27 protein-coding genes are annotated in these 23,436 nt (G+C 61.7%); 8 read left to right on the forward strand and 19 right to left on the reverse strand.

Annotated elements, in window-relative coordinates:
• Positions 1-58 precede the first annotated feature (58 nt).
• The 9 genes from flgJ to flgB all read right to left on the reverse strand — a co-directional run bounded on the left by flgJ (position 59) and on the right by flgB (position 7,416).
• The gene (gene flgJ / locus ACZ41T_RS03725) at positions 59-979 is read right to left on the reverse strand and encodes a flagellar assembly peptidoglycan hydrolase FlgJ (protein ID WP_464923134.1); all 921 of its coding nucleotides are present in this window, start codon (positions 977-979) and stop codon (positions 59-61) included.
• Positions 979-2,076, reverse strand: coding sequence for a flagellar basal body P-ring protein FlgI (locus ACZ41T_RS03730; RefSeq protein WP_464923135.1), 1,098 nt, complete (start codon positions 2,074-2,076; stop codon positions 979-981). The genes flgJ and ACZ41T_RS03730 overlap by 1 nt, the downstream gene beginning before the upstream one ends.
• Positions 2,077-2,249: 173 nt before the next feature.
• Entirely contained in the window at positions 2,250-2,918 is a 669-nt protein-coding gene (locus ACZ41T_RS03735) for a flagellar basal body L-ring protein FlgH (protein ID WP_464923136.1), read from the reverse strand.
• An 8-nt stretch (positions 2,919-2,926) separates the two neighbouring features.
• Positions 2,927-3,709, reverse strand: coding sequence for a flagellar basal-body rod protein FlgG (gene flgG / locus ACZ41T_RS03740; protein WP_464923137.1), 783 nt, complete (start codon positions 3,707-3,709; stop codon positions 2,927-2,929).
• Between the two features lie 144 nt (positions 3,710-3,853).
• The gene (gene flgF, locus ACZ41T_RS03745; RefSeq protein ID WP_464923138.1) at positions 3,854-4,594 is read right to left on the reverse strand and encodes a flagellar basal-body rod protein FlgF; all 741 of its coding nucleotides are present in this window, start codon (positions 4,592-4,594) and stop codon (positions 3,854-3,856) included.
• A gap of 24 nt (positions 4,595-4,618) precedes the next feature.
• Positions 4,619-5,836, reverse strand: a complete 1,218-nt coding sequence (flgE, locus tag ACZ41T_RS03750; RefSeq protein ID WP_464923139.1) for a flagellar hook protein FlgE — start codon at positions 5,834-5,836, stop codon at positions 4,619-4,621.
• A 57-nt stretch (positions 5,837-5,893) separates the two neighbouring features.
• The gene (locus ACZ41T_RS03755) at positions 5,894-6,547 is read right to left on the reverse strand and encodes a flagellar hook assembly protein FlgD (RefSeq protein ID WP_464923140.1); all 654 of its coding nucleotides are present in this window, start codon (positions 6,545-6,547) and stop codon (positions 5,894-5,896) included.
• Positions 6,548-6,591: 44 nt separating this feature from the next.
• Positions 6,592-6,996: a flagellar basal body rod protein FlgC gene (gene flgC, locus ACZ41T_RS03760; protein WP_464923141.1), complete on the reverse strand. Its 405-nt coding sequence runs from the start codon at positions 6,994-6,996 to the stop codon at positions 6,592-6,594.
• A 12-nt stretch (positions 6,997-7,008) separates the two neighbouring features.
• Positions 7,009-7,416 carry a flagellar basal body rod protein FlgB gene (flgB, locus tag ACZ41T_RS03765; RefSeq protein WP_464923142.1) on the reverse strand — a complete coding sequence of 136 codons (408 nt, stop codon included), beginning with the start codon at positions 7,414-7,416 and terminating at the stop codon, positions 7,009-7,011.
• 184 nt (positions 7,417-7,600) lie between these two features.
• Here flgB and flgA point away from each other — a divergent pair, with 184 nt between their 5' ends.
• The 3 genes from flgA (at position 7,601) to ACZ41T_RS03780 (ending at position 9,181) form a co-directional block, all read left to right on the forward strand.
• Positions 7,601-8,314 carry a flagellar basal body P-ring formation chaperone FlgA gene (gene flgA / locus ACZ41T_RS03770; RefSeq protein ID WP_464923143.1) on the forward strand — a complete coding sequence of 238 codons (714 nt, stop codon included), beginning with the start codon at positions 7,601-7,603 and terminating at the stop codon, positions 8,312-8,314.
• A 92-nt stretch (positions 8,315-8,406) separates the two neighbouring features.
• Positions 8,407-8,703, forward strand: a complete 297-nt coding sequence (gene flgM, locus ACZ41T_RS03775) for a flagellar biosynthesis anti-sigma factor FlgM (protein ID WP_464923144.1) — start codon at positions 8,407-8,409, stop codon at positions 8,701-8,703.
• The gene (locus ACZ41T_RS03780; RefSeq protein ID WP_464923145.1) at positions 8,690-9,181 is read left to right on the forward strand and encodes a flagella synthesis protein FlgN; all 492 of its coding nucleotides are present in this window, start codon (positions 8,690-8,692) and stop codon (positions 9,179-9,181) included. The genes flgM and ACZ41T_RS03780 overlap by 14 nt, the downstream gene beginning before the upstream one ends.
• Before the next feature lie 437 nt (positions 9,182-9,618).
• On the opposite strand, the gene mnmC is transcribed toward ACZ41T_RS03780, so the two are convergent.
• Both mnmC and ACZ41T_RS03790 read right to left on the reverse strand, forming a co-directional pair.
• Positions 9,619-11,448 carry a bifunctional tRNA (5-methylaminomethyl-2-thiouridine)(34)-methyltransferase MnmC2/FAD-dependent 5-carboxymethylaminomethyl-2-thiouridine(34) oxidoreductase MnmC1 gene (gene mnmC, locus ACZ41T_RS03785; protein WP_464923146.1) on the reverse strand — a complete coding sequence of 610 codons (1,830 nt, stop codon included), beginning with the start codon at positions 11,446-11,448 and terminating at the stop codon, positions 9,619-9,621.
• Positions 11,449-11,477: 29 nt separating this feature from the next.
• Positions 11,478-11,645, reverse strand: a complete 168-nt coding sequence (locus ACZ41T_RS03790) for a hypothetical protein (RefSeq protein ID WP_464923147.1) — start codon at positions 11,643-11,645, stop codon at positions 11,478-11,480.
• 173 nt (positions 11,646-11,818) lie between these two features.
• Between ACZ41T_RS03790 and ACZ41T_RS03795 the strand changes: the two genes are divergently transcribed.
• Positions 11,819-12,220, forward strand: coding sequence for a BON domain-containing protein (locus ACZ41T_RS03795; protein ID WP_464923148.1), 402 nt, complete (start codon positions 11,819-11,821; stop codon positions 12,218-12,220).
• Positions 12,221-12,269: 49 nt separating this feature from the next.
• Here the strand turns inward: ACZ41T_RS03795 and ACZ41T_RS03800 are convergent, their stop codons facing one another.
• Together ACZ41T_RS03800 and ACZ41T_RS03805 are read right to left on the reverse strand one after the other, a co-directional pair.
• A complete protein-coding gene (locus ACZ41T_RS03800) occupies positions 12,270-12,815 on the reverse strand; it encodes a flavin reductase family protein (RefSeq protein WP_464923149.1) in 546 nt (181 codons plus the stop codon).
• A 202-nt stretch (positions 12,816-13,017) separates the two neighbouring features.
• On the reverse strand, positions 13,018-13,329 hold the full coding sequence (locus tag ACZ41T_RS03805) for a hypothetical protein (RefSeq protein WP_464923150.1): 312 nt from the start codon (positions 13,327-13,329) through the stop codon (positions 13,018-13,020).
• 150 nt (positions 13,330-13,479) lie between these two features.
• Here ACZ41T_RS03805 and ada point away from each other — a divergent pair, with 150 nt between their 5' ends.
• Positions 13,480-14,559 carry a bifunctional DNA-binding transcriptional regulator/O6-methylguanine-DNA methyltransferase Ada gene (gene ada, locus ACZ41T_RS03810; protein WP_464923151.1) on the forward strand — a complete coding sequence of 360 codons (1,080 nt, stop codon included), beginning with the start codon at positions 13,480-13,482 and terminating at the stop codon, positions 14,557-14,559.
• Between the two features lie 328 nt (positions 14,560-14,887).
• On the opposite strand, the gene ACZ41T_RS03815 is transcribed toward ada, so the two are convergent.
• Genes ACZ41T_RS03815 through ACZ41T_RS03830 form a run of 4 tightly spaced genes read right to left on the reverse strand, consistent with a single transcriptional unit; the run spans position 14,888 to position 20,037 of the window.
• Complete coding sequence (locus ACZ41T_RS03815; protein WP_464923152.1) at positions 14,888-15,799, reverse strand: CoB--CoM heterodisulfide reductase iron-sulfur subunit B family protein; 912 nt, start codon at positions 15,797-15,799, stop codon at positions 14,888-14,890.
• Positions 15,800-15,809: 10 nt separating this feature from the next.
• Positions 15,810-16,442 carry a 4Fe-4S dicluster domain-containing protein gene (locus tag ACZ41T_RS03820; protein ID WP_464923153.1) on the reverse strand — a complete coding sequence of 211 codons (633 nt, stop codon included), beginning with the start codon at positions 16,440-16,442 and terminating at the stop codon, positions 15,810-15,812.
• Between the two features lie 52 nt (positions 16,443-16,494).
• Positions 16,495-18,750 carry a hydrogenase iron-sulfur subunit gene (locus ACZ41T_RS03825; protein ID WP_464923154.1) on the reverse strand — a complete coding sequence of 752 codons (2,256 nt, stop codon included), beginning with the start codon at positions 18,748-18,750 and terminating at the stop codon, positions 16,495-16,497.
• A 3-nt stretch (positions 18,751-18,753) separates the two neighbouring features.
• A complete protein-coding gene (locus tag ACZ41T_RS03830) occupies positions 18,754-20,037 on the reverse strand; it encodes a CoB--CoM heterodisulfide reductase iron-sulfur subunit A family protein (protein ID WP_464923155.1) in 1,284 nt (427 codons plus the stop codon).
• A 434-nt stretch (positions 20,038-20,471) separates the two neighbouring features.
• Here ACZ41T_RS03830 and ACZ41T_RS03835 point away from each other — a divergent pair, with 434 nt between their 5' ends.
• The 3 genes from ACZ41T_RS03835 to ACZ41T_RS03845 are packed head-to-tail and all read left to right on the forward strand — an operon-like array spanning position 20,472 to position 22,138.
• Positions 20,472-20,717 (forward strand): hypothetical protein, encoded by a 246-nt coding sequence (locus ACZ41T_RS03835; protein ID WP_464923156.1) that lies wholly within the window; start codon positions 20,472-20,474, stop codon positions 20,715-20,717.
• Between the two features lie 42 nt (positions 20,718-20,759).
• Complete coding sequence (locus ACZ41T_RS03840; protein ID WP_464923157.1) at positions 20,760-21,407, forward strand: rhodanese-like domain-containing protein; 648 nt, start codon at positions 20,760-20,762, stop codon at positions 21,405-21,407.
• 38 nt (positions 21,408-21,445) lie between these two features.
• Positions 21,446-22,138, forward strand: coding sequence for a rhodanese-like domain-containing protein (locus ACZ41T_RS03845; RefSeq protein WP_464923158.1), 693 nt, complete (start codon positions 21,446-21,448; stop codon positions 22,136-22,138).
• A gap of 76 nt (positions 22,139-22,214) precedes the next feature.
• Here ACZ41T_RS03845 and ACZ41T_RS03850 read toward each other — a convergent pair whose 3' ends face one another.
• Both ACZ41T_RS03850 and ppa read right to left on the reverse strand, forming a co-directional pair.
• Positions 22,215-22,766: a metallophosphoesterase family protein gene (locus ACZ41T_RS03850; RefSeq protein WP_464923159.1), complete on the reverse strand. Its 552-nt coding sequence runs from the start codon at positions 22,764-22,766 to the stop codon at positions 22,215-22,217.
• Between the two features lie 111 nt (positions 22,767-22,877).
• Entirely contained in the window at positions 22,878-23,426 is a 549-nt protein-coding gene (ppa, locus tag ACZ41T_RS03855; RefSeq protein WP_464923160.1) for an inorganic diphosphatase, read from the reverse strand.
• Between the last annotated feature and the right edge of the window lie 10 nt (positions 23,427-23,436).

Raw genomic sequence — 23,436 nt, forward strand, 5'->3', positions numbered from 1 at the left:
GATTGGAGGGAACGAGTGCGATTGCTGGAGGAATCGGCAGGTTCGCCGGTTTCTTGAATCAGGTGGTTTCGACCAGGCGAATAACGCTCATCAGCTTCTGGGCGTATTTGGGGTCGGTAGCATAGCCGGCCTGCTGCAGGCCCTGGGCAAAGCCGGCGGCATCCTGTCCCTGCACGATCACGTTCTGGTAGCGTGCGTTGCCGCGCAGCAGGTTGGCGTAGTCGCGGAAGGAGTCGGCGTAGGAATCGTAGGCGCGGAAGGATTCCACCTGCTTCTGCGGCTGGCCGTTGACGTATTCCGTGGTAACGATATCGACCGTCTGGCCTTTCCAGTTGGCGCCAGCCTTGATGCCGAACAGGTTGTGACTGTTGTGGCCGTCGGCCCCGCGGATTTCAGCCTTGCCCCAGCCGGTTTCGAGTGCCGCCTGGCCCAGCATGAAGCGGGCGGGAATGCCGGTGCTGGCGCTCGCCGCCTGGGCGTGCGGCAGCAGCTGCTGCACAAAGGCCTCGACGTGCGCCGGTGTGTCCCCGCTGCTGCGAGCCGGCGTTGCCGGCAGCCCCGGCACATACGACTCCATCCCGCCTTGCGGGACTTTAGCGCGTAGTGGATCGGAGTTCCCTTGCGAGGCGTTCAAAGGAAAGCCCTGCGCAGCATCCTCGCCCGGCGGCACATCCAGCGCGCCGGAGAGCTGGCGCACCATCACCTCAGCCAGGCCGATACCGCGGCTGGCCATGCGCTGCGTCAGCTGCTGGTCGAGCATGGAGGTGTACATGCGGGTCTGTTCGCTATCGAACATGCCGTCCTGCGGGGTTGCCTCGCGCATGCTTTTCATCAGCATGTTCATGAACACCGCCTCGAACTGCTGCGCTGCCTGCTTCAGCGACTCGGGTGACGCGTTTTTAGCATCGAGCCGGAGCTGGTTGACGCCCTGGACATCGAGGGCAAATTTCGAGGAGAGGTCGGCGCCGCCGACGCCCATCAAATGACCTCCAGCTCGGCGCGCAGTGCGCCGGACGCTTTCAGCGCCTGCAGGATCGCCAGCAGGTCCTGCGGGGTGGCGCCGATGGAATTGAGCGCCTTCACCACATCGGAGAGCGCAGCGCTGCCCTTCAGCAGCATGATTTCACCCGGCTGCTGGCGGATTTCGATCTGCGACTGCGCGGCGACCACGGTTTGGCCCTTGGAGAACGGCGCGGGCTGGCTGATGACCGGTTCGGTGCTGATGACCACCGACAGGTTGCCGTGCGACACCGCGCTGGGGTCGAGCATGACGGCCCGGTTCATCACCACCGAACCGGTACGCGCATTAATGATGACCTTCGCCATGGCTTGCGCGGGGCTGACGTCGAGGCTTTCGATCGCGCCCAGGAAGGCCACCCGCGCGTCGTCGCCGAGCGGCGTCTTCACCTGGATCACGCGGCCGTTGAGGGCGCGCGCGGTGTCCTGGCCAAAATGCGCATTCACCGCTTCGACCACGCGGCTGGCGGTGGTGAAATCGCTTTGTCGTAATTCAAGATTGATGCTGCCCGCTTCGCCCAGTGTGCTGGCGATGCTGCGCTCGACCGTTGCGCCGGCGGGGATGCGGCCGACGCTCAGATGGTTGATCTGCACCTGGCTGCCGTTGGCCGAGGCGCCGGCGCCACCGACCACCAGGTTGCCCTGCGCCATCGCGTAGACCTGGCCGTCGGCGCCTTTCAGAGGGGCCATCACCAGGGTGCCGCCGCGCAGGCTCTTGGCATTGCCGATCGACGACACCGTGATGTCGATAGCCTGGCCGGCCTGAGCAAATGGCGGCAGCTCGGCCGTCACCATCACCGCGGCGACGTTCTTCAGCTGCATGCTCACGCCTGTCGGCAGGTTGACGCCCATTTGCGTCAGCATGTTGGTGACGCTCTGAACGGTGAAAGGCGTCTGCGTGGTCTGGTCGCCGCTGCCGTCCAGGCCCACCACCAGACCGTAGCCCACCAGCTGGTTGATGCGCACACCCTGGATGGCGGCGATGTCCTTGATGCGCTCGGCATGCGCCATGCCGGAGAGCAACAGCACGGCCAGCATGAGCAGACGTGGAATGGTCATGGTATCCACCATTTATCCTGAAAAATTGAACCACAGAGGCACAGGGGCACAGAGAAGAACAAATGGATTGCTTCGCCTGCCTGCGTCACCCATCGGGCGATTGCACGCGCGACACCCCATCGTTTCTTCAATCATCTCTGTGCCTCCGTGTCTCTGTGGTGAAGGGTTCGGTTTTATAAAGGGATGAAACTCAGGAAAAAGCGTCCCAGCCAGCCCATCACTTCGGCCGTGTCGAATTTGGCGCTGGTGCGGTATTCGAGGCGCGCGTCTGCCACCCTGGTCGACGACACGGTGTTGTCTGCCTGGATGGTGTCGGGCTGTACCACGCCCGACAGGCGGATGTATTCGGTTCCTTTGTCGAGCGCGATCTGCTTTTCGCCGGCGATGAGCAGGTTGCCGTTGGGCAGCACTTCGATCACGGTGACAGTGACGCTGCCGCTGAAGGTATTGCTGGAATTGAGTGCCGACTTGTCGTCATAGGTATTCGATGCTTCGGCGTTCACCCCCAGCCCCTGAAACATCTTCAGCGGCAAACCCGCGACTGCGCTGATCGACGAGTCGACCTCACTGGTTTTCGATGCATTGGACGACGCCTGCTTGCCCGCCTGGGTCTTTTCGTTGATGACGATGGTCAGCACGTCGCCGACCTGGCCCGCCCGCCGGTCCTCGAACAGCGGGCGATAGACCGCCGCCCGGTAGATGGCACCATTGTTGGACACCGGTACGGGCTGCGCCTGCGATCGTGCGGTGGTCGGCTTCTCGACGATGGACGTCGGCGTGGTGCCGCAACCCGCCAGCCCCAACAGCAAACCGAACACGCCAAGTGAACGCAAGATAGTCATCGCCAGTCTCACGTCTGGGTCAGACGCTGCAGCATCTGGTCGGATGTCTGGATGGCCTTGCTGTTGATCTCGTACGCGCGCTGGGCCTGGATCATGTTGACCAGCTCTTCCACAACGTTGACATTGGAGGTTTCGACGTAGCCCTGATTGAGCAGGCCGGCACCGTTGCTGCCTGGTGCATTGGAGCTTGGGGCGCCGGACGAGGCGGTTTCGCTGTAGAGGTTCTCGCCCAGGCTCTGCAGACCGGCCGGGTTGATGAACATCGCCAGCTGCAGAGTGCCGACCGTGACAGGCGTGACCGATCCTGCCTGCTGCACCGACACTGTGCCGTCGCGCGCGATGGTCAGACTTTGCGTGTCGGCCGGAATGGTGATGGCAGGCTGCACCGCGTAGCCGCTGGAGGTGACCAGCTGGCCGTCGGCGTCGGCCTGGAACGAACCGTCCCGGCTGTAGGCGGTAGTGCCGTCCGGCATCAGCACCTGGAAGAAGCCGTTGCCCTGGATTGCCACATCCTTGGCGTTGTCGGTCTGCTGCAGGTTGCCCTGGGTAAAGATGCGCTCGGTCGCCACCGGCTTGACCCCCGTACCGATCTGCAGGCCAGACGGCAGTTGTGTCTGTTCGGACGACTGCGCGCCGGGCTGACGAATGGTCTGGTAAAGCAGATCCTCGAACACCGCGCGCGCACGTTTGAAGCCGCTGGTGCTGACGTTGGCGAGGTTATTGGAAATCACGTCCATCTGCGCCTGCTGCGCATCCAGGCCGGTCTTGGCAATCCATAGTGAGCGAATCATATCGGCTCCTTAATTAAACGTTTTAACCACTAACCACAGAGACACAGAGACACGGAGAAAACCCGTCAATATCCTGAATAACTCCGCCTCGTTTTCTGCCTGCTTCAAATGCTTTTCCTCTGTGCCTCTGTGGTGAATAGGTTTTCAACTCATGCTCAGTAGCTGCGCTGCCTTGCTGTCGTTGTTTTCGGCGTGCTGCAGCAGTTTCATCTGCATGTCGAACTGGCGCGCCAGAGAAATCATGTTGACCATGCCGTCGACGACATTGACGTTGGATGACTCCAGCGCGCCGCTGATTACAGTCACGTCTGGATCGGCAGCCGCCAGGCTGCCGTCTTGCAGACGAAACAGGCCGTCGTCGCCGCGCCTCAGATCGGCTTCCGGCGGATTCACCAGCTTCATGCGCCCGGCCGTGGTCAGGCCGGTGGCGTCAGAGCCATCGGGCACCAGCGAAATCGTGCCGTCCTTGGCCACCGCGATGTTGCGGCCGGGCGGGATCGACAGCGGGCCGCCGTCGCCCATCACGGTGAGCCCTCTGCCCGTTTGCAGCACGCCGTTCTCGTCCAGCTTCAGGCTGCCGTTGCGGGTGTAGGCCTCGCTGCCGTCCGCGGCCTGCACCGCAATCCAGCCGTCACCCTGCACCGCCACATCGAGCTCGCGCCCGGTGTGCTGGATCGCTCCACCGCGGAAATCGCTGCCGGTGGTGGAGTCGACCACGAAGGCGCGGGTGTCCACGATCGCGCCCTGTACCGGCACCGCGCGGAACTGGTCGATCTGCGCGCGAAAGCCGGTGGTGGTCGCGTTCGCCAGGTTGTGCGAAGCGGTCGCCTGCTGTTCCAGGATGTGCTTCGCGCCGGACATGGCGGTGTAGATGAGACGGTCCATACAACCTCCCTATTGAATCGGCGCTTAACGCAGGTTGACCAGGGTTTGCATCACCGCATCCTGGGTCTTGATGGTTTGCGCGTTGGCCTGATACGCCCGCTGGGCGGTGATCAGATTGACCAGCTCGGCGGTGAGGTCGACGTTGGAATCTTCGACCGCCAACGATTGCAGCACGCCGAGGTTGCCGGAATCCGGCGTGCCCACCAACGCCGATCCCGACGTCGAGGTCTCGGCCCACATGTTGTTGCCCAGCGGCTGCAGGCCGTTGGGGTTGGCGAAATTGGCCAGCACTACCTGGCCCAGCACCGCCGACTGGCCGTTGGTATAGCGCCCCAGAACCATGCCGTCGGCGCCGATGTTGAAGCTGGCCAGCCGCCCCGAGGCATAGCCGTCCTGGTTCAGTGTGTTGACGCTGAAGACGGAGCCGAACTGGGTCGAGCCGGTGAAGTCGAGGTCGAAACTGAGATCGGCCGCGCCCGTGTCTAGCGTCAAGGGACCGACCGAAAACGGCATGGTGGTCGCCGTCGTGTCAATCAAGCCGTTCGTGTCGAAGCTGAGGGTGCCAATAGATGAAGCTGCGTCACCATCCAAAGACGCATGCACCTCCCAGGTTCCCGGTGCCGATTTGACGTAGAAGGTTTGCAGGGTGTGCGCATTGCCCAGGCTGTCATAGACCGAAACCGCCGTGGAATTATTGAAGGCGGTCGGATTGTTCATGTCGAACGGAATCGTCACTGGTTCTACACTGCCGGAATCCAGATTGACCACGGCATTCACTTCGCTCGTGATCTGCGGCGACAGGTCGGCAGCATTGATGTTCAACGGCGCCGGCGCGCCGGTCGACAGCGCGCCGCTGGCATTCGCCGTGTAGCCGGTCAGCTTGGCACCGGTCGGATTGACGATAAAGCCCATGCGGTCGAGCTGGAACTGGCCGTTGCGCTGGTAGGTGACCTCGCCGTTGTTGTCCATGCGAAAGAAGCCGCCGCCGTTGATCGCCATATCGAGCGGGTTGTTGGTGGCCGTGATGTTGCCCTGGGTGAACTGCTGGGACACCTGCGCCACCTTGGTGCCGATGCCGATATTGGCGCCGCCGGCGCCGGTCAGCGAGTTGGCATAGACGTCGGCGAACTGCGCCTGCGACTGTTTGAACCCGACTGTGCCAGTGTTGGCGACGTTGTTGCCGATGACATCCAGATTCTTTGCGGCGGCATTGAGGCCGCTCAAGCCTTGCTGAAAACTCATGTTCTGCTCCTTGTGTTGATTGCGCCCGGTTTACCCGTCAGGTTCACGTTGTCGTACTCAAAAAATCTGCCGGATATCGGCATACGTCACACTCTCGCTGTTCGCCAGGTTGATCTGCACACCCTGGCTGTTCTGCGAGACGCTGTTGACCAGCCCCAGGTGCAGGGCAGTGCTGTCGACCTGCTCGCCGCCCTGGGTGGCATTGATCCTGAAGGTATACGCACCATCCGGCGCGGCTGTCCCGCTGCTGGTCAGTCCATCCCACGCCATCAGGTTGACGCCGTCTTCACGCGGCCCCAGATCGAGGCTGCGCACCGCGCCGCCGGTGGCATCGAAAATATCGACCGTCACCTTGTCGGCCGGGCGCGATAGATCGAAGCCCATCACGTTTTCCAGTTCGGCCGGGCTGATGCTGTCGCCCGGCACCAGCACGGCGCTTCCGATCAGGTTGGCCGCCTGCGCCATCTGGTTGACGCCCATGCTTGCGGCAAGTGCATCCAGGGTGGCGTTCATGTCCTCGATGCCCTGCACCGTGGAAAGCTGAGCCATCTGGCTGGTCACCTCGGCGTTGTCGAGCGGATCCAGCGGATCCTGGTTTTTCATCTGCGCGACCAGCAGGGTCAGAAAGCGGTCTTCCGTTTCCTTGGCGGTGCTGGTCGTGCCAGCGCTGGACAGGCTGCTGACACTGCTTGCGTCTTGTACCGTACTCATGGCGTATCCTTTTTTACGTTTTCAGGTTTGATTATTCAGGCTGATCACTGGCCCAGGTTCAGGGTCTTGAGCAGCAGGGTTTTGGTGGTGTTCGTCATTTCAACGTTGGACTGGTACGAACGCGAGGCGGAAATCATGTTGACCATCTCCTCGACGACATTGACGTTGGGCATGGTGACGTAGCCTTTTTCGTCGGCGAGCGGATTCTTCGGATCGAACACCATCTTCATCGGCGACGGATCGTCGATCACGGCAGCGACGTTGACGCCGGTTGCACCATTTACACCCACCGGAGTGGCGGCAAACACCACCTGTTTGGCCTTGTAGGCTTCGCCGTTGGCACTGACGGCGCTGTCGGCGTTGGCAAGATTGCTGGCGACGGCATTGAGCCGCTGCGACTGGGCATTCATGGCCGAGCCGGCCACACTGAAAATATCGAACAGAGACATGCGCTAGACTCCTTATCCCTGAATGACCGCCAGCATGCCTTTGATCTGCTGGCTGATCCGGGTCAGGTTGAATTCATAATGAATAGTGTTGTCGGCGAAGGCGGCGCGCTCGGCGTCCATGTCGACCGTGTTGCCGTCGACGCTGCCCTGCGCCGGGGTGCGGTAGAGCAAACCCGCGTCGGCGGCCTGGCCGGGATTACCCGCCAGATGCCCCGGCGTCGTGGTGGTCAGCGCAGTACCGCCGGAGCTGCCTGCGCCGTTGAGCGCGTCCTGCAGGGAGGACTTGAAATCCAGGTCGCGCGCCTTGTAATTGGGCGTGTCGGCGTTGGCGATGTTCGACGCCAGCACCTGCTGGCGCTGGTCGCGAACGCGCAGCGCCTGGGTGTGAAAGCTCAGCATGTCATCCAGCCGGTTCAGCATGGTCGTCACCTCGTTACTTTGCCGCGTGTGCCGCAAAGCCTTTTTGCGATGACTGCATCCTAGACACGCGCCTGTCCATCCAATCGCACGATAAGCGGCAGAAAGCCGGTCCATTTCGCCGTTTAAGATGACGCGCCGCTTCCTACAATGGCGCAATGTGAGAAACCGAGTCGAGGAGCCGCAGATGGCAGCAGGATCGATCCAGGCAGGCAAACGAGTCCACCGGGGGTGGCTGGCCGCCGCATGCCTGTGCGTGTCGGCCGTCGCCCATGCGGCGGACCGGCAGGATCCGGCCGCGCTGCAGGCGCATGTCGAACGCTTCCTTAAAACGCAGACCGGCGGCCTGCCGGGCAAGCTAAGCATCCAGGTCAAGCCGCCGCGCGGTTCGCTGCCGGCCTGTGCGGCGCTCGACACCTTCCAGCCTGCGGGCAGCCGCAGCATCGGCAAGATCACCGTGGGGGTGCGCTGCCTGGCGCCGATCCAGTGGACGGTCTACCTGTCCGCCCAGGTGCGGCTGATCGGAAGTTATGCCGTCACCCGTCAGCCGCTACCCGCCAACCACGTGCTGACTGCGGCCGACATCGCCCTGCGCGAGGGCGACCTCGGCAGCCTGCCCGCCGACGTCGTCACCGATGCCGATGCGATGCTGGGCTATCGCGCGGTTTCCGGACTGGCCGCGGGCGCGCCGCTGCGCGGTGCATTGTTGCGTCCGCCACTGGCAGTGCAGCAGGGACAGACCACCCGCCTGGTGATGAACGGCCCGGGCTTTTCCGTCCAGAGCCAGGGGCAGGCGCTGGCCAATGCCAGCCGCGGCGACCGGGTACGGGTGAAAACCCGCTCCGGCCAGGTGGTCAGCGGTGTGGCGCAGGACGGCCAGCGGGTAGTGGTTACCTTTTGAGGTCCGGCTTCAGTAAATTCGCAAAACGACGTTACTGATGTAGTTTGAAAAAACATTTCCCCGCTCTGCCCGACCCGATACAGGAATCCATCATGAAAATCGATCCCGGACCGAAGCCACTTACGCTGCCGGCTTCCGTCGAAAACCAACCCGCCCAGCCGCAGGCGAACAAGCATGCCGACATCGAACAGACCGATGTCAGCCTGAGCCAGCGTGCGGTCGAACTCAAGCAACTGGAAACCCGGCTTGCAGCGATTCCGGTCGTTGACCGTGCGCGCGTGGACAGCATCAAGGAAGCCATTACCAGCGGCCAGTACACCATCAATACCGGGAATATCGCCGAAAGCCTGATCGACTCGGTGAAGGAAATGCTCCATGTCGCCAGCTAAGCCGTCGCACGGCAACACGGCCCTGCTTGCCAGGCTGAAGATGGAAAATGCCGCGTGGCAGGCATTGCTGGATGTGCTGCAGGAGGAGGAGAAAGCATTGATCGAGGGTGACGCCGATCGCCTGGCGCTGCTGAACACCGCCAAGCTGACCCAGTTGCAGACCATGAGCGACCATGCGCGGAGCCGTCTTGCCGATCTGCAGGCGGCCGGCCACCCGCCCGATCACGCCGGCATGGACGCCTGGCTGGCGCAGCTTGGCCAGCCCGAAGCGCGCGCCTGCTGGCAGCAACTGCACCAAATGGAGCAGGACGCCCAGGCGGCGAACCAGCGCATCGGCACGCTGATCGAGCTGCGCCTGACCACCACCCGCCAGGCGCTCAATGTACTGGTCCACAGCGCAACCAGCCAGGGCGGTCTGTACGACCAGGCGGGCCTGGCGGTCGCCGCCCACAAAGGCAAACCGCTCGCCGCCGCCTGATTATTAAAGGCTATGTCACTGTTGGCTGTTGAAGTTATGCCTTGCTCCCTCCGATGAAGCCCCTACCCTGCGGCATCTCGCAGGCGGCCCCGTGGAAGCGGCTTCAGCCGCGATGCGCCGCAAGGCGCAAAGAGCAAATGCTCGCCAGGATCTTGCCGCGCCACCTTTGCGGGCTACCGCCCGCATCGCGGCTGAAGCCGCTCCCACGGGGCTGGCTAACACCAACAAAAACGGTGAAAGAGCCTTATTAAACGACCTGAACGGGTTTGCCGTAGCAGCGGGCTTGCCCGCGAAATCATTTCGCCCTGCCTGTGGGAGCACCCGCACGGGGTAGGCCGTTGTTGTAAGGCCGATAAATCGGTAACAACCACGCACCGGCGCCTTCGCCAGCTTCGGGCTGGGGCGGCCATCCTCCCACTCCCTGCAGGCTTCAAATTTCATGTGGCCGGATCGGGGCGCGTAAAACGCTGCGGGCTCATCGCCCGCATCAGTTCGGCCTCCAGCGGCAAGGGCTGCTGCGTCAGCAGATCGGCCAACGCCTCGCCCAGCAAGCCAGCCCACACCACGCCACGCGAGGCATAGCCTGCCGCCACGAATAATCCCGGTTGCCCGCTGACCGCCCCCATGATCGGCAGCCGGTCCGGCAGGGTCGCGCGCAGCGAGGCGCGCCCCTTCACTTCAGCTGCTGCCAGATGCTCGCCCGCCCCCGGCAGGATCGCCTCCAGCCGCGCCAGGTTGGCCATGTCGCTCGCCGTGCGCGGCGCGGTATCGTCGTCATCGTTCTCGTAGGTTGCACCGACCAGGAGTTGGCCCCCACCCGGCGCCACATAGCCTTCGCGCGCGATCACCCGCCGAATTGCCGGCAGGTAGCCTGGCGGCAACTGCGTGATCTGCCCGCGCACGGTACTGAGCGGCCAGGGTTGATCCGGGACCAGATTGAGCGCGTCACGCGCGTTCGCCAGCACCACGACATCGGCCTCGGCCAGCACCGCGCCGTCATCGCCCAGGACCTGCCAGCCCGCTGTGACGGCCTCCACGCATGCGACGGCGCTGCCGGTCTTCAGCTGGATCGCCGGATGATCGAGCCAGGCGCGGCACAGGCCCGTCGGCACCACCCAGCCTGCCGTCGGATAAAACGTGCCGGGTGCTGCGACTGGCCAGTTGGCCAGTTCGCGTGCCGCGCCCAGTTCCACCCAGCGTGCGTAATCGGCAGGCGGCGCCGTAGCGGCCAGCGCCTGTTGCTGCTTCATTGCTGCATCCGCATCGTTCGCCAGATGCAGTACGCCGCAACGCGACCATTTAACTCCATCCAGCGCCGCCCAGGTGCGCAGGTCATGCAGAAACGCCGCGCGCGTCAGGCGCACGGCGCAGTTGTCGTCGCGCGAGATCAGCGGCCGGAAAATCGCCACCGGGTTGCCCGAGGCGGCCTGCGCCGGCGAATCGGCACGCTCGAATACCGTAATGGACAGGCCCCTCGCCGCCAGTGCATGCGCCACTGCAGCACCCGCCACCCCGGCACCGATGACAGCGACACGCCTCGGCACCGCAGATTCAACGCGCCGGGATCGGCCCGCATGGCGCGCGCTCAGACAATGCCGCTTGCGGCCAAAGCCCGCGCGTTTTTCGCAGGCAAAGCCCGCCTGCGTCAGGCCCTGCCGCACCGCTGCCGCCACCGTGTAGCTCGCAGCGACCGCACCGGACCGGGCCAGCTTCGCCAGCGCATCGAACAGACGGGGCTGCCACAAATCGGCGTTGCGGTCGGGCGCAAAGCCGTCCAGATAGAAAGCGTCCACCCCGGCGTGCACCTGCGGCAGACAGTCGTGCGCATCACCCAGCATCAGGGTCAGCTGCACTCGCCCGCCATCGAGCGCGATACGATGGAAGCCCGGTGTCAGCGTCGGCCAGTTCGCCAGAAGTTCATCGGAGAGCGCACTGAACTCCGGCCACAGCGCATGCAGACGCGCAAGGTCGTCGGCGTTGAACGGATGCTTCTCGACCGACAGGAAATGCAGCCGCGCCGGGCGTTGCGGGTCGTCGCGCCAGGCCGCCCAGGTCGTCAGGAAATTCAGTCCGGTGCCGAAACCGGTTTCCAGCACCACAAAGCTGTCGCGCCCGGCCCATCTGCGCGGCAGGTCGCAGCCGTGCAGGAAAACATGGCGCGCCTGCCCTGCGCCGCCGTCGGCGGAATGGTAGATGTCGCCGTAAGCGGCGGAATACGGCACGCCGTCCTTGAATTCTAGGGGAGCGGGAGCGATAGTTTTGAGCATGGCCGGATATTACATTGAGCCGGTTTACTTCAAGGCTCGATCCCGTGCGGGCGTTGATCTGGCGCCGGCGGCGTGCCGGCAATGCGGGTGGCGCGCCTGAGTCCGGTGGATGCGTTGCGGATCGAGCAAAAAATCGTCCGATACGCATCCGCAAGCAAAAACCCGGCAATGCTCCGCCCACGCTTGACGCCTTCCATTGGCGTTTGTCCTACAAGAAGCCGATTTTTTCGCCTATACCAATAAAGTAGCGGTCCATCTAAATTCTCATCTGCGTCACTCATACGCACGGTGGCCTCGCTGAGTGTATGGCCGACACGCAAGCCCGTGCCAGTTTTTAGCCTTTCATCACCACGTTCGTAAGGAGAACCTCATGAAAAACGTATCCAGTATCGCAGCGATCACCCTGACCGCAAGCCTTGCCCTGCTCGCAACCGGTTGCGACCGCAAGCCTGCCGATCAGACTGCCGGTGAAACGATTGACAATACTGTCGCAGAGACGAAACAGAACGCCCGTGAACTGGGTAATACGCTCGAGCAGCAGACCGACCAGGCCGGGCAGGCGCTCGACGACACGGCCATCACCACCTCGATCAAAACCAGATATTTCGCCGACGACACACTCAAAGGTCTGGATATTTCGGTTGAAACCGTGGACGGTGTCGTTACGCTGACGGGGACAGTGCAGAACGACGACGCCAGGTCGCTCGCCACGACGATTGCGCAGGGCGTTGACGGGGTAACGAGCGTCAACAACCAGCTCACGATCAAATAAGCCCGCCGGACGTTTAAAACAGGTCAGCCTCAGGGCTGGCTTCGGCACGTCAGGACGTATCAGCGCCAGGAATGCCGAGGTGGTCGGGCAGCAATTCGTCACTGCCGTCCATATCCCCTACCTCGTCGTAGCGCAACGGCCTGGGGTGGCTGTGCGTGGCGTGGCTGCGCAAAAAATTACCGCCCGTTATCTCGGCGAGAATCATGACGTGGTCACCCGCCGGATGTTTCGACACGACCCTGCAGTCAAGATAGGCGAGACCTTCCTCAAGTATCGGGGCACCCGAGCGGGCCACGGTCCAGGACACGGCGCCCAGCTTGTTTTCGTCGCGGGCGCTCCGGTTGCCGAAGAAATCTGCGAGGGCGCACTGGTCGTGCCGCAATACAGTCACTGCAAAAACACCGCTTTCCACGAGCAAGGGATAGGAAGCGTTGCCGGGATTGACGGCAAGCGCCAGCATGGGTGGCTGTATGGACACCTGCATGACGGAGGAAGCTGTAAAAGCATTGCGCAGGCCGTCTTTCCCCACGCCCACCACATAGACGCCCTGGGTCACAGTCATCAGCAGGTGCTTGACGGGATTTTCTATGCTCATGTTCATTCTGGCGGCAAGCGCCCATTCTCAGGATCGAGCACGTACTATGCCCAGAGATTCTGACTGCGGCGAGTCGGCATGCCCCGAAACAGGCGCCAGACAATTCCGGCCACGCAACGGGGCGAAGATCCGGATTACTGGCATGGAACCCGATTCAGCCTGGCCTTCAGATGCGGATAAATCGGTCCAGCGTGATGGGCCGTCATGACGGCTCGTACCCTTCTCGATGGGTCGCATTGATGGCGCGCAGCAGTTCGCGAAACGGGATGTTGCGCTCGTGTTTCTTGAACAGCGGCATGAAGGCCAGATCTTCGCCTTTCCCTACGCCCTCGTATTTTCCGGACGTCATCGATTCGTAGAGGCCGCGCAACATCGTGTCGAGGTCATCCAGGAACGGCATGTAGATCGATGCTTCTTCGTCGTCATGCTCGAGGCAGGCGCGTAATTCATCGACCTCGTACACCGCTTCGTGCACCAGGTCGATCAGTTGGTTGAGATCTTGAGCCTTTTTCATGTTCGTGTGCTTTTTGACAAAGCATAAGGATACCGCACCGTCGCCTGGCGGGTAGCGCGACCGGAACAGGATTTGAGCGCAAGATCCGGATTGCAGGCTGCTTTAAACCGGTTGACACTGTCATTCCCGAATCCCGGATGAACATCCATCATGGATACCAAATCCCTTGCCCCAACACTGAACGCCGACCCGCTTGCCGAACGGCGCTGGCAGGCGGTCGTCCGCCGCGACGCGCAGGCGGATGGTGAATTCGTCTACGCCGTCAGGACCACCGGCGTGTACTGCCGGCCGTCCTGCCCGTCGCGCGCTGCCAGACGGCAGAACATGGCATTCTTCGAGTCGGGCGAACTCGCCGCGGCGGCGGGCTACCGCCCCTGTAAGCGTTGCAAGCCGGATTGGGCTTCGCGGCAGCATACGCGCAACATGCTGGTGCGCCAGATCTGTAAGGCCATCGAATGCAGCGACTCGACACCAACGCTGGCGCAGCTTGCGCGGCAAGCCGGCATGAGCCCCTGTCATTTCCACCGCATATTCAAGGCTGCTACCGGCCTCACGCCCAAGGCCTTCCATCAGGCTGTCCTGGCCAGGCGCCTGACCGATTCGCTGCAGTCCGCGTCGTCGGTGACGGCAGCGCTTTACGACGCCGGCTTCAACTCGTCCGGGCGCTTTTATGCGGCCGCCCCCGCGCTGCTCGGCATGTCGCCGAGCAGCTATCGTAAGGGGGGCGCGGGCGAGCATATCCGTTACGCCGTCGAACCCTGTTCGCTTGGCTGGGTCATTGTCGCGGCCACCCGCAAGGGGATATGCGCCATCGCGCTCGGGGATGCGCCACAGACGCTGGTAAATGACTTGCGGGTCCGTTTTCCGCAAGCGCAGTTCGAGCCGGCCGATGACGAATTCCGGTGCTGGATCGCACGGGTCCTTGCCTATATCGAGCAGCCACGCGGCATGCTGGATCTGCCGCTGGACATACAGGGCACGGTCTTCCAACACCGTGTCTGGCAGGCACTGCAGGCGATCCCCGCCGGCGAGACCGCCAGCTACGGCGAGATTGCCGAGCGCCTTGGACAACCGAATGCCTACCGTGCCGTAGCCCATGCCTGTGCCAGCAATTCCGTGGCGGTGGCGGTTCCCTGCCATCGCGCTGTGCGCGCCGATGGGGCGTTATCAGGCTACCGCTGGGGAATCGCAAGGAAGGCAGAACTGCTGCGGCGCGAACACGAGGAATGATGGGCTGACGGTTGATCCTCACTGAAGTCCGACAACCGCCTGTCCAGTTTCACGAAATCGCAGATTAAACCGGCCACACCATCAAACAGAAAGTTTCCACCCTCGCGCGCGAAGCATTGATTCCGGCCGCTCTTTCAGTCAGGCCAGCCACGGATTCTCCGCTTTTCTGCGCGACGCCATTCGCCGGGCCCGCATCGAAAGCGCCGCTACGGTCATCGGGGTGAAAGCAGGCGGCCTGAGCGTTGCGTTGTCATTTTCACCTGGTACACATTCGACAGACGAAAAAAAAGCAGGAGCACACAGCCCCTGCTTGCCTATGTGAACCCGCTCAGCGCTTGACCGGCTTGGCGGCGATTTCCTCCAGCCTGCGGGCCTTGATGACCTGGCCATTCAGCGCGGCTTCCTTGGCGCTGCCGCCGTAGGCGACGACCATGAGCTGGCTGTAATACAGCACCGGAATGTCGAACTTGGTACCGTATTTCTTGTTGATCTGGCCCTGGTAGATCTCGACGTTGGCCTGACACAGCGGGCACGGCGTCACGATCATTTCGGCGCCATGGTCGTAGGCCGACTCGACGATGTCCTTGATCTGCGCCTGCGCCTTTTCGGGCTCGGAGAACGCCAGCGCGCCACCGCAGCAGGTCACCTTCTGCTCGTATTCCGGGATCGATTCGGCGCCAACCATTTCGACCATCTTGTCGAGATAGACCGGGTTTTCGAACGATTCACCCGCCACACCGAAGGGCCGGTTGGTCTGGCAGCCGACGTAGCCGGCGATTTTGACGCCTTCGAGCGGCCGCACGACGTGCTTCGCCATTTCCTCGAAGCCGAGGTCCTCGATCAGCACTTCAACCATGTGGCGGATGTTGGGCATTTCGTTGATCGTGAGGCCAGCTTCCTTCAACGCTTCGCGGGTGTCCGCCATCAGCGTATCGGAGTGCGTCAGCCGCTCGCGGGTCTCGCGTGCGCCCAGCCAGCAAGCAGCGCAGGTCGCGACCATCTCCTGTCCGGGCAGGTTCTTTTCGGACAGCGCAAAGTTGCGCGCATTCAGCACGTGACGCGGCAATTCGCCGGCTTCGGCGTAACCGATCGAGGCACCGCAGCAGTTCCAGTCGGGGATCTCGGTGAGCTTGACGTCGAGCGTCTTGCACATCGACTCGACCGAGGTCAGGTAGTTGGAGGCGGAAGCGCCTTTCTGCGACGAACAACCGGGGTAAAACGCATATTCATGTTTGGCCATATATCTCTCCTCAGCCCGCCATTTTGGCGGCCTTGCGGCTGCGCTCGATTTCGTAGGCTTTTGCCAGCATGGCATGGATTTTCTTTTGATCCTTGCACTTGTGGCCGCCGAACAGTTCCATCACATTCAGGCGCCCGGCCTTGACCAGGCCCAGCGCAACCGATTGCATCGCCATGCCGTTCTTGATGCCCTGCACGAAGCCGTCCTTGAAATAGAGGCCCATCGACAGCTTGAGCTCGTTGACACGTCCGGTATGGGTGCAGTTTTTCCAGAACAGGCCGGAAAAAAAGCGCGTCGGCTGCATCTTCGGCGCCATACCCAGCCGATGCGCGTATTCGGCGATGCCGTGCATGATGTGGGTGATCGGCAGCTTGCGCGGGCAGCGTACGATGCAGTTGTAGCAGGACGTGCAGTTCCACATCGAACTGCTGGTCAGCACTTCTTCGCGCTTGCCGGCGCGGATCATCATGAAGAGTTCCTGCGGCGGATGTTCCCACGCGCCCTGGAAGTTGGTCGGGCAGGAACCGGAGCAGACGCCGCATTGCATGCACATCTTGACCCAGTCGCCCATCTCGACCTGTTCTTCGATTTCCTTCAGGAAATTGTTGCGGTATTTATCCGCCACTGCGGTGTTTGCGCTCATGTCGTGTCCTTGCCTGCTAAATGATGCATCGTCAAAAATGGCCGATGCACGACTAGAAGCCTTTGAACGGGCTGGGGCCAACGGCGACCAGCTCGGCGGCATACTTGTTGATCATTTCCGGAACCCGCTCGATGTCGGCAATCGCGACCTCGAGATCGCGTACGCGCTCCGATTCCAGATTCAGCGTCTTCAGCGTGTCGTCGATCTTGGACATGCGCACGCGGCCCAGCTCTGAGCCCTTGACGAAGTGGCACTGGTATTCGTCGCCGGATTTGCAGCCCATCAGCATCACGCCGTCGTAGCCGGCGTTCAGCGCATCGGTGATCCAGATGGTGTTGACCGAACCCAGGCAGCGGATCGGGATGATGCGCACAAACGCCGAATACTCGTTGCGGCTCATCCCCGCCATGTCGAGCGCCGGGTAGGCGTCGTTCTCGCACGCCAGAATCAGGATGCGCGGCTTTTCCGAGAACTCGTCGGGAATGTCGACTGCCTTGATCTGTGCGCCGACCGTGTTGACCGAGTAGTTTTCGAACGAGATCACGCGCACCGGACAGGCACCCATGCAGGTGCCGCAACGACGGCAGCGCGATTCATTGAATACCGGGAAACGCTTTTCGTCTTCATCGATGGCGCCGAACGGGCATTCCACCGTGCAGCGTTTGCACTGGGTGCAGCCTTCCAAACGTACTTTCGGGAAAGACAAGTCACCCGAACGCGGATGCGCGGCGCGGCCGAGTTCGGCATTCTCCAATGCCTGGATCGCCTTCAGGGCAGCGCCGGTCGCGTCTTCACGCGCCTGCGCGATGTCCATCGGACGGCGTACCGGGCCGGCCGTGTAGATACCGGTGCGGCGTGTTTCATACGGGAAGCAGATGAAGTGTGAATCGGTAAAACCCTGTTTCAGCTGCGGCACGTCCTTGCCCTGACGATAGGTCAGGTTGAGGATGGAAATCGGCTTGACCTCAACCTTCGGCTCGGCGCCTTCTTCGGCACCTTCTGCCGTCGCTGCTGCGACAGGAGCGTCAATGTTTATACCCGAATTCGACACCTGGCCAGTGGCCAGCACCACCAGGTCGACGTCGACCATGGCGGCATTGCTGTCATCCAGAATCAGGTCATGGAATTTAACCGTACTGGTGGCACCATTGGGCACCACTTCGGCCACCTTGCCCTTGGTGAAGATGACGCCTTTTTCCTGTGCGCTGCGATAAAAGTCCTCGCCGTTACCGGGCGTGCGCAGATCCGTGTAGATGATGGTGGTATCGACCGCCGGATTCGTATCCTTGAAATACATCGCCTGCTTGATGCTGGCGTTACAGCAGAAACCCGAGCAATACGACAGATGCTTGCCGGTCGTGTCACGCTGGCCGGCACACTGGACGAACACAACCGACTTGACTGGTTGACCGTCGGACGGACGACGGATCACGCCATCCTTGCCGGCGGCTTCAATCGCCAGCACTTCGAGGCCGGCCTGATCCACCACGTTGGGCGACTTGCCAGCGCCGAGTTCCGGCAGTTTGTTCATGTCGTACAGGGTGAAACCGGACGCCTGAACGATGGCACCGATGTCTTCCGTGTGGGTCGCGCCCGATTCGGTAGCGATATCCACCACAAAGCGCCCCGGTGCACCATCAGTCTTGGCGAGCGTCGCGTTCAGATACAGTTTGATGTTGCTGTCGGCCAGCACCTGCGAGACCAGATCGGCCACGCCGGTATCGGCCGGAGATTTGTAGGGCTCATGCACCGGCGTGCGCTTGTAGAGCTTGCCGGCCCAGCCGCCGAGCACACCGGTTTTTTCCACCAGCACGACCGGATAGCCGGTCTTCGACGCTTCGATCGCGGTCGTCATGCCGGTGATGCCACCCCCCACCACCAGCAGAGTCTTGCTGCTGCCGGTGTTAGGGTTGCCGCTCGGGGCGGTCATCGCCTTCACTTCGGCGCAGCCCATGCGGATGTAGTCTTCCGCCATTTCCTGGGTGGTTTCGCGCGCCTCGTCGGTGTCGGGGCGAATCCAGACTACGCCTTCGCGCAGGTTGGCGCGTGCCACCGCATTTTCGGGAAAGAAGAACGCTTCGGTCTTGGCACGGCGCGAGCAGGCGCCGATCATGATATGGGTAACGCCTTCGTTGGCGATGTCGTTCTTGATCATCGCCACGCCGTCGGCGTTGCACAGGAAATCGTGCGATTTCGCCAGCGGCACCTTGCCGTCCTTCTGTGCGGTCTTGACCAATGCGTCCGTATCCAGACGCTCGCCGAGTCCGCAGCCCTTGCAGATATACGCTGCGACTTTGATGTCAGCCATGGTTTAAGCCTCCGCCTTTGCTACTTTGTTGACCACCTGAATGGCACGCAATGCCGCCGCGGTAGCCGATTGCACGGCACGGTTCACGTCCAGCGCATTGGTTGCACAGCCCGCGCCGAACACGGCGCCATTGGCTGGATCGGCCTCGATGAAGCCGCTCGAATCCGCCACGATGTGGCCGGGAATGTTGATGCCCTTGACCGAGGGCTCCATGCCGACGGCCAGTACCACCAGATCATGCGGCGTGGTGTAACGCTTGTAGCCTTCGGTGTTGACACCCCAGCACACCGGATTGCCGTGCTCGTCTTCGGTGACCTTCGCCACCTTGGACTTGATGAAAGTCACCGACGAATCGGCCTGCACTTTCTGGTAGAAGTCCTCGAAGCGGTCGATGGCGCGAATGTCGATGTAATAGATGGTCGACGTACCGTCTTCCGGATACTTCTCGCGCACGTAATGGGTCTGTTTCAGCGAGGCCATGCAGCAGAAGCGCGAACAATGGCGCAGGTGGTTCTCGTCGCGCGAACCGGCGCACTGGATGAAGGCGATGTTCTTCGCTTCCTTACCATCGGACGGGCGCAGGATCTTGCCGCCGGTGGGGCCGTGGATGTCCGCCAGGCGCTCGAACTCGACGCTGGTGATGACGTTCTTGAAGCGGCCGTAGCCGTAGGGCTGAATCTTTGCCGCGTCATAGGGCTTCCAGCCGGTCGCCCACACCACCGCGCCGGCCTTGACCTGGATCGTTTCTTCCTGCATGTCGAGGTCGATCGCACCGTACTTGCACGCTGCCTTCGCGCGGTCGGCGTCGGGCGTGCCGATGATCGCCGGATCCAGCACATAGCGCTGCGGGTAGGCCATCGCGTTCGGCAGAAAGGCCGCCTTGTGCTGGCCGAGGTTGTAGTTGAACGGATCGTCCACCATCGTCTCGACCGCGCGCGCGCAGTCGCCGCAGGCGGTGCAGTTCTCGTTCACATAGCGCGGACGGACCTTGATGGTGGCGGTGTAGTTGCCGGCGCCGCCTTCGATGCCGGTCACTTCGGCCAGCGTCAGCAAGCGTATGCGGGGATTGCCCTTGAGGCGGCGCTGGTTGATCTCCAGTCCGCAGATGGGGTGGCACAACTTGGGAAAGTAGCGATAGAGCTGGGAAGTGCGTCCGCCCAGCGCGGGATTCTTCTCAACCAGAACGACGTTCTTGCCGGTTTCGGCCGCTTCGAGTGCGGCGGTCATGCCGGAAATCCCGCCGCCCACTACGAGTATGGTCTCGTTGGTCGCAACATGCTCCGTCATTGTTTCCTCCATCCGATGGATGCAAAGTAATCTGAAACCATCCGGAATACCCTCCCGGACAGCCGGGTTATTAGCCCGGAGTGAATCCCTGAAATGGTACCCCGAAGGCCGCACCTGCCGCCACGGGCAAGTGCGCATTTTCAATCGAAGTTTTCTATGTGCGAATAAACGAGGATGTGTGCGGCACGGGTACGCGGGCGGGCACAGATGGGCCGGGAAGGAAAACGGCCCGTTACCCCCCTCTCCTCGCTTTCAGAGGCCAAACAATGATATCCCCCCCCGCTGTCATGACAACATGACAGGCCACCTGACAACACTGTCAGTTTTTTGAGCGCAAACATAAGGATAAAATCTATTCCAATCAAGGCAATAAGGCGCTGGCACGCAAGGTGCTTATATCAAGATGCTTTTATCTCAGCACACCAAGGAAACAGATGACGAAGACAACCCGCTTATCTTGCGTGATGATAGTCGTGCTGCACCTGACTTGTGGTATTGCCATGGCCGCAGACCATCCAGCAGACAATACCGAAGTGCAGCACGCCGAGCCCACTGCCGTAAACGCCCCTGAAAACCAGTCCACGCCCCGGGAGGAAGCCACCCAAAACTCATCGCAAAGCAAAACACCCGCAACCCAAGAAGCGCCGGCCAAAACCCAACAAGAACCGGACTGCAATTAATCGTCACGATTGCTTGTCCAGCATATTCCAGGAGACATACCTATGAAGCTTCGCACCCTATTCGCCGCATCCGCCCTGTTTACCGCCCTCGCCACGCCGATGGCGGCAAGCGCATTGGATGTCAACATCGCCGCCGGCCTGCCCTCGGTCGAGGTCATGCATGGCGGCCAGAAAGTCGCGATCATGCGCAATCAGGACCAAAACAACACCATCAATCCTGACTTTGCCAAGACTTCGCGCAAATGCCCGCCCTTCTGCATCCAGCCGGGCGAACTGGCGCCGGGCGTCGCGACCATCGGTGAACTGGAAGTCATTCATTATTTGAAGATGATGAGCGACGGCGACACGAGCATCATGGTGGTCGACTCGCGCACCCCGGACTGGGTCGCGAAAGGCACGATCCCCGGCGCGATCAACATCCCATGGGACAAGCTCAACATCGGCAAGTCCGATCCCATCACCGTTCAGGACATCCTTGAAAAGCATTTCGGGGTCAAGAACCAGGACGGCTTCTACATGTTCGACAACGCCAAAACCGTCGTCATGTTCTGCAACGGACCCTGGTGCGGCCAATCGCCAACCAACATCAAGGGCCTGCTGAAGATCGGCTACCCGGCTGACAAGATCAAATGGTACCGGGGCGGCATGCAGGATTGGGAAATGCTCGGCCTGCACACGGTAAAGCCTTGAACCGGCAATAAGCTTACAAAATTCAGAGGATGAAATTCATGAAGAAAAATCTGCTCAAGCTTTCTGGTCTTGCCCTGGCGCTTGCCACCACAATCGGCATGTCGGGCTGCGCTTCCACTGGCAACACGGCCGCCACGCCCGACAAACCCCTGGAAGTCGCCCTTGCCGCCGGCCTGCCGTCGGTGGACGTGATGCACAACGGCCAGAAAATCAGCATCCAGCGCAACCAGAATCAAAACAACACCGTCAATCCTGACTTTGCCAAGACCTCGCGCAAATGCCCGCCGTTCTGTATTCAGCCCGCTGTGCTGGCTCCCGGCGTGCAGACCATTGGTGAACTTGAAGTCATTCACTATTTGAAGATGATGAGCGACGGCGACACGAGCATCATGGTGGTCGACTCGCGCACCCCGGACTGGGTCGCGAAAGGCACGATCCCGGGCGCGATCAACATTCCTTGGGACAAGCTCAATATCGGCAAGTCCGATCCCATCACCGTTCAGGACATTCTTGAAAAGCATTTCGGGGTCAAGAACCAGGACGGCTTCAACATGTTCGACAACGCCAAAACCGTCGTCATGTTCTGCAACGGGCCCTGGTGTGGCCAGTCGCCGACCAACATCAAGGGCTTGCTGAAAATCGGCTACCCGGCAGAGAAAATCAAATGGTACCGGGGCGGCATGCAGGAATGGGAAGTACTCGGTCTGACCACCGTCAAGCCGGCGAAATAAATAAAGCTGTTTCACCCATAAAAAACGGGGCTTCGTGCCCCGTTTTTTTATTCATTCAAGCCCCAGATACCTGCCATTAGACATGCGGGGTAACCGGAGGCAGCACCGAGGTCGGCGCGGCATCGACGGTGACGATCTCGAACTGCATGGTGGCGAGGTCGGCCATGATGTAGGTGGGCGGCGCACCGACGCCGCCCACAGTACCGGGGTTGATCAGCCAGGTCTGCCCGCCCTTGACGGTGGCGACCTGCGCGATGCTGGATTTGTGGTCGTGACCGCAGCACACCAGATCGTAGTCGCCGGTACAGGCAAGCGCGCGCGCATAGTGCGGGTAATGCACCAGGAACAGGTTGCGGTCGGCCAGGGTGATGGATGCATCCTGGCCGTGGTAACGGATCACGCTGTTGGGCTCGGCGGCAAGCCGGCTCATGTTGTAGAGGTCGCCGGTGTTGTTGCCGTGGATGACATGCACCGGCAGCTCGAACTTCTGCAGCACCCGCAGCGTAGTCGGCGCGACCACATCGCCGCAGTGCAGCACAGCTTCTGCCCCGTGCGCCCTGGCGTGCTCGACCGCCGCACCTAAAAGACGGCGGTTGTCGTGAGAGTCGGAAAGAATGCAGATTTTCATTTGGTTATTGAGGGGTCAGGGGCCAGGATGCAGGGGTCAGGGGTGGAGCGGCCTGCGGCCGCGCATGTAACCAATGCGAAAGCACCCTCCCCTGAATCCTGACCCCTGCTGTCAGAACGCCGGCTTGTCCGCCGCGTTGCGATAACGCTCCACACCGGCCAGGATTTCTGCGCGGGCATCGTCGACGCCGACCCAGCCTTCGACCTTGACCCACTTGCCTTCTTCGAGATCCTTGTAGTGCTCGAAGAAATGGGAAATCTGCGCCAGCAAGAGGGCTTGCAGGTCTTCGGGGCGGCTCACGCCCCGGTAGAGGCCGCACAGTTTGTCGACCGGCACGGCCAGCAGCTTGCCGTCCACCCCGGCCTCGTCGATCATCTTCAGCATGCCGATGGGACGGCAGCGCACCACCACGCCGGTGATCAGCGGAATCGGCGTGATCACCAGCACGTCGACCGGGTCGCCGTCTTCCGACAGGGTGTGCGGGATGTAGCCGTAGTTGCAGGGGTAATGCATGGCAGTCGACATGAAGCGGTCGACGAACATCGCGCCGGATTCCTTGTCCACTTCATACTTGACCGGTTCGCCGTGAGCGGGGATTTCGACGATGACGTTGAAATCGTCGGGCAGGTTACGGCCGGAACTGACTTTATTAAGTCTCATGGAGTGCCAC

The sequence above is a fragment of the Thiobacillus thiophilus genome (assembly GCF_055378705.1).

What these genes read in the sequence shown, in the direction of transcription:
- flgJ (WP_464923134.1), bottom strand. Translation starts at nt 979, where the DNA reads ATGGGCGTCGGCGGCGCCGACCTCTCCTCGAAATTTGCCCTCGATGTC.
- ACZ41T_RS03730 (WP_464923135.1), bottom strand. Translation starts at nt 2,076, where the DNA reads ATGACCATTCCACGTCTGCTCATGCTGGCCGTGCTGTTGCTCTCCGGC.
- ACZ41T_RS03735 (WP_464923136.1), bottom strand. Translation starts at nt 2,918, where the DNA reads ATGACTATCTTGCGTTCACTTGGCGTGTTCGGTTTGCTGTTGGGGCTG.
- flgG (WP_464923137.1), bottom strand. Translation starts at nt 3,709, where the DNA reads ATGATTCGCTCACTATGGATTGCCAAGACCGGCCTGGATGCGCAGCAG.
- flgF (WP_464923138.1), bottom strand. Translation starts at nt 4,594, where the DNA reads ATGGACCGTCTCATCTACACCGCCATGTCCGGCGCGAAGCACATCCTG.
- flgE (WP_464923139.1), bottom strand. Translation starts at nt 5,836, where the DNA reads ATGAGTTTTCAGCAAGGCTTGAGCGGCCTCAATGCCGCCGCAAAGAAT.
- ACZ41T_RS03755 (WP_464923140.1), bottom strand. Translation starts at nt 6,547, where the DNA reads ATGAGTACGGTACAAGACGCAAGCAGTGTCAGCAGCCTGTCCAGCGCT.
- flgC (WP_464923141.1), bottom strand. Translation starts at nt 6,996, where the DNA reads ATGTCTCTGTTCGATATTTTCAGTGTGGCCGGCTCGGCCATGAATGCC.
- flgB (WP_464923142.1), bottom strand. Translation starts at nt 7,416, where the DNA reads ATGCTGAACCGGCTGGATGACATGCTGAGCTTTCACACCCAGGCGCTG.
- flgA (WP_464923143.1), top strand. Translation starts at nt 7,601, where the DNA reads ATGGCAGCAGGATCGATCCAGGCAGGCAAACGAGTCCACCGGGGGTGG.
- flgM (WP_464923144.1), top strand. Translation starts at nt 8,407, where the DNA reads ATGAAAATCGATCCCGGACCGAAGCCACTTACGCTGCCGGCTTCCGTC.
- ACZ41T_RS03780 (WP_464923145.1), top strand. Translation starts at nt 8,690, where the DNA reads ATGTCGCCAGCTAAGCCGTCGCACGGCAACACGGCCCTGCTTGCCAGG.
- mnmC (WP_464923146.1), bottom strand. Translation starts at nt 11,448, where the DNA reads ATGCTCAAAACTATCGCTCCCGCTCCCCTAGAATTCAAGGACGGCGTG.
- ACZ41T_RS03790 (WP_464923147.1), bottom strand. Translation starts at nt 11,645, where the DNA reads ATGGAAGGCGTCAAGCGTGGGCGGAGCATTGCCGGGTTTTTGCTTGCG.
- ACZ41T_RS03795 (WP_464923148.1), top strand. Translation starts at nt 11,819, where the DNA reads ATGAAAAACGTATCCAGTATCGCAGCGATCACCCTGACCGCAAGCCTT.
- ACZ41T_RS03800 (WP_464923149.1), bottom strand. Translation starts at nt 12,815, where the DNA reads ATGAGCATAGAAAATCCCGTCAAGCACCTGCTGATGACTGTGACCCAG.
- ACZ41T_RS03805 (WP_464923150.1), bottom strand. Translation starts at nt 13,329, where the DNA reads ATGAAAAAGGCTCAAGATCTCAACCAACTGATCGACCTGGTGCACGAA.
- ada (WP_464923151.1), top strand. Translation starts at nt 13,480, where the DNA reads ATGGATACCAAATCCCTTGCCCCAACACTGAACGCCGACCCGCTTGCC.
- ACZ41T_RS03815 (WP_464923152.1), bottom strand. Translation starts at nt 15,799, where the DNA reads ATGGCCAAACATGAATATGCGTTTTACCCCGGTTGTTCGTCGCAGAAA.
- ACZ41T_RS03820 (WP_464923153.1), bottom strand. Translation starts at nt 16,442, where the DNA reads ATGAGCGCAAACACCGCAGTGGCGGATAAATACCGCAACAATTTCCTG.
- ACZ41T_RS03825 (WP_464923154.1), bottom strand. Translation starts at nt 18,750, where the DNA reads ATGGCTGACATCAAAGTCGCAGCGTATATCTGCAAGGGCTGCGGACTC.
- ACZ41T_RS03830 (WP_464923155.1), bottom strand. Translation starts at nt 20,037, where the DNA reads ATGACGGAGCATGTTGCGACCAACGAGACCATACTCGTAGTGGGCGGC.
- ACZ41T_RS03835 (WP_464923156.1), top strand. Translation starts at nt 20,472, where the DNA reads ATGACGAAGACAACCCGCTTATCTTGCGTGATGATAGTCGTGCTGCAC.
- ACZ41T_RS03840 (WP_464923157.1), top strand. Translation starts at nt 20,760, where the DNA reads ATGAAGCTTCGCACCCTATTCGCCGCATCCGCCCTGTTTACCGCCCTC.
- ACZ41T_RS03845 (WP_464923158.1), top strand. Translation starts at nt 21,446, where the DNA reads ATGAAGAAAAATCTGCTCAAGCTTTCTGGTCTTGCCCTGGCGCTTGCC.
- ACZ41T_RS03850 (WP_464923159.1), bottom strand. Translation starts at nt 22,766, where the DNA reads ATGAAAATCTGCATTCTTTCCGACTCTCACGACAACCGCCGTCTTTTA.
- ppa (WP_464923160.1), bottom strand. Translation starts at nt 23,426, where the DNA reads ATGAGACTTAATAAAGTCAGTTCCGGCCGTAACCTGCCCGACGATTTC.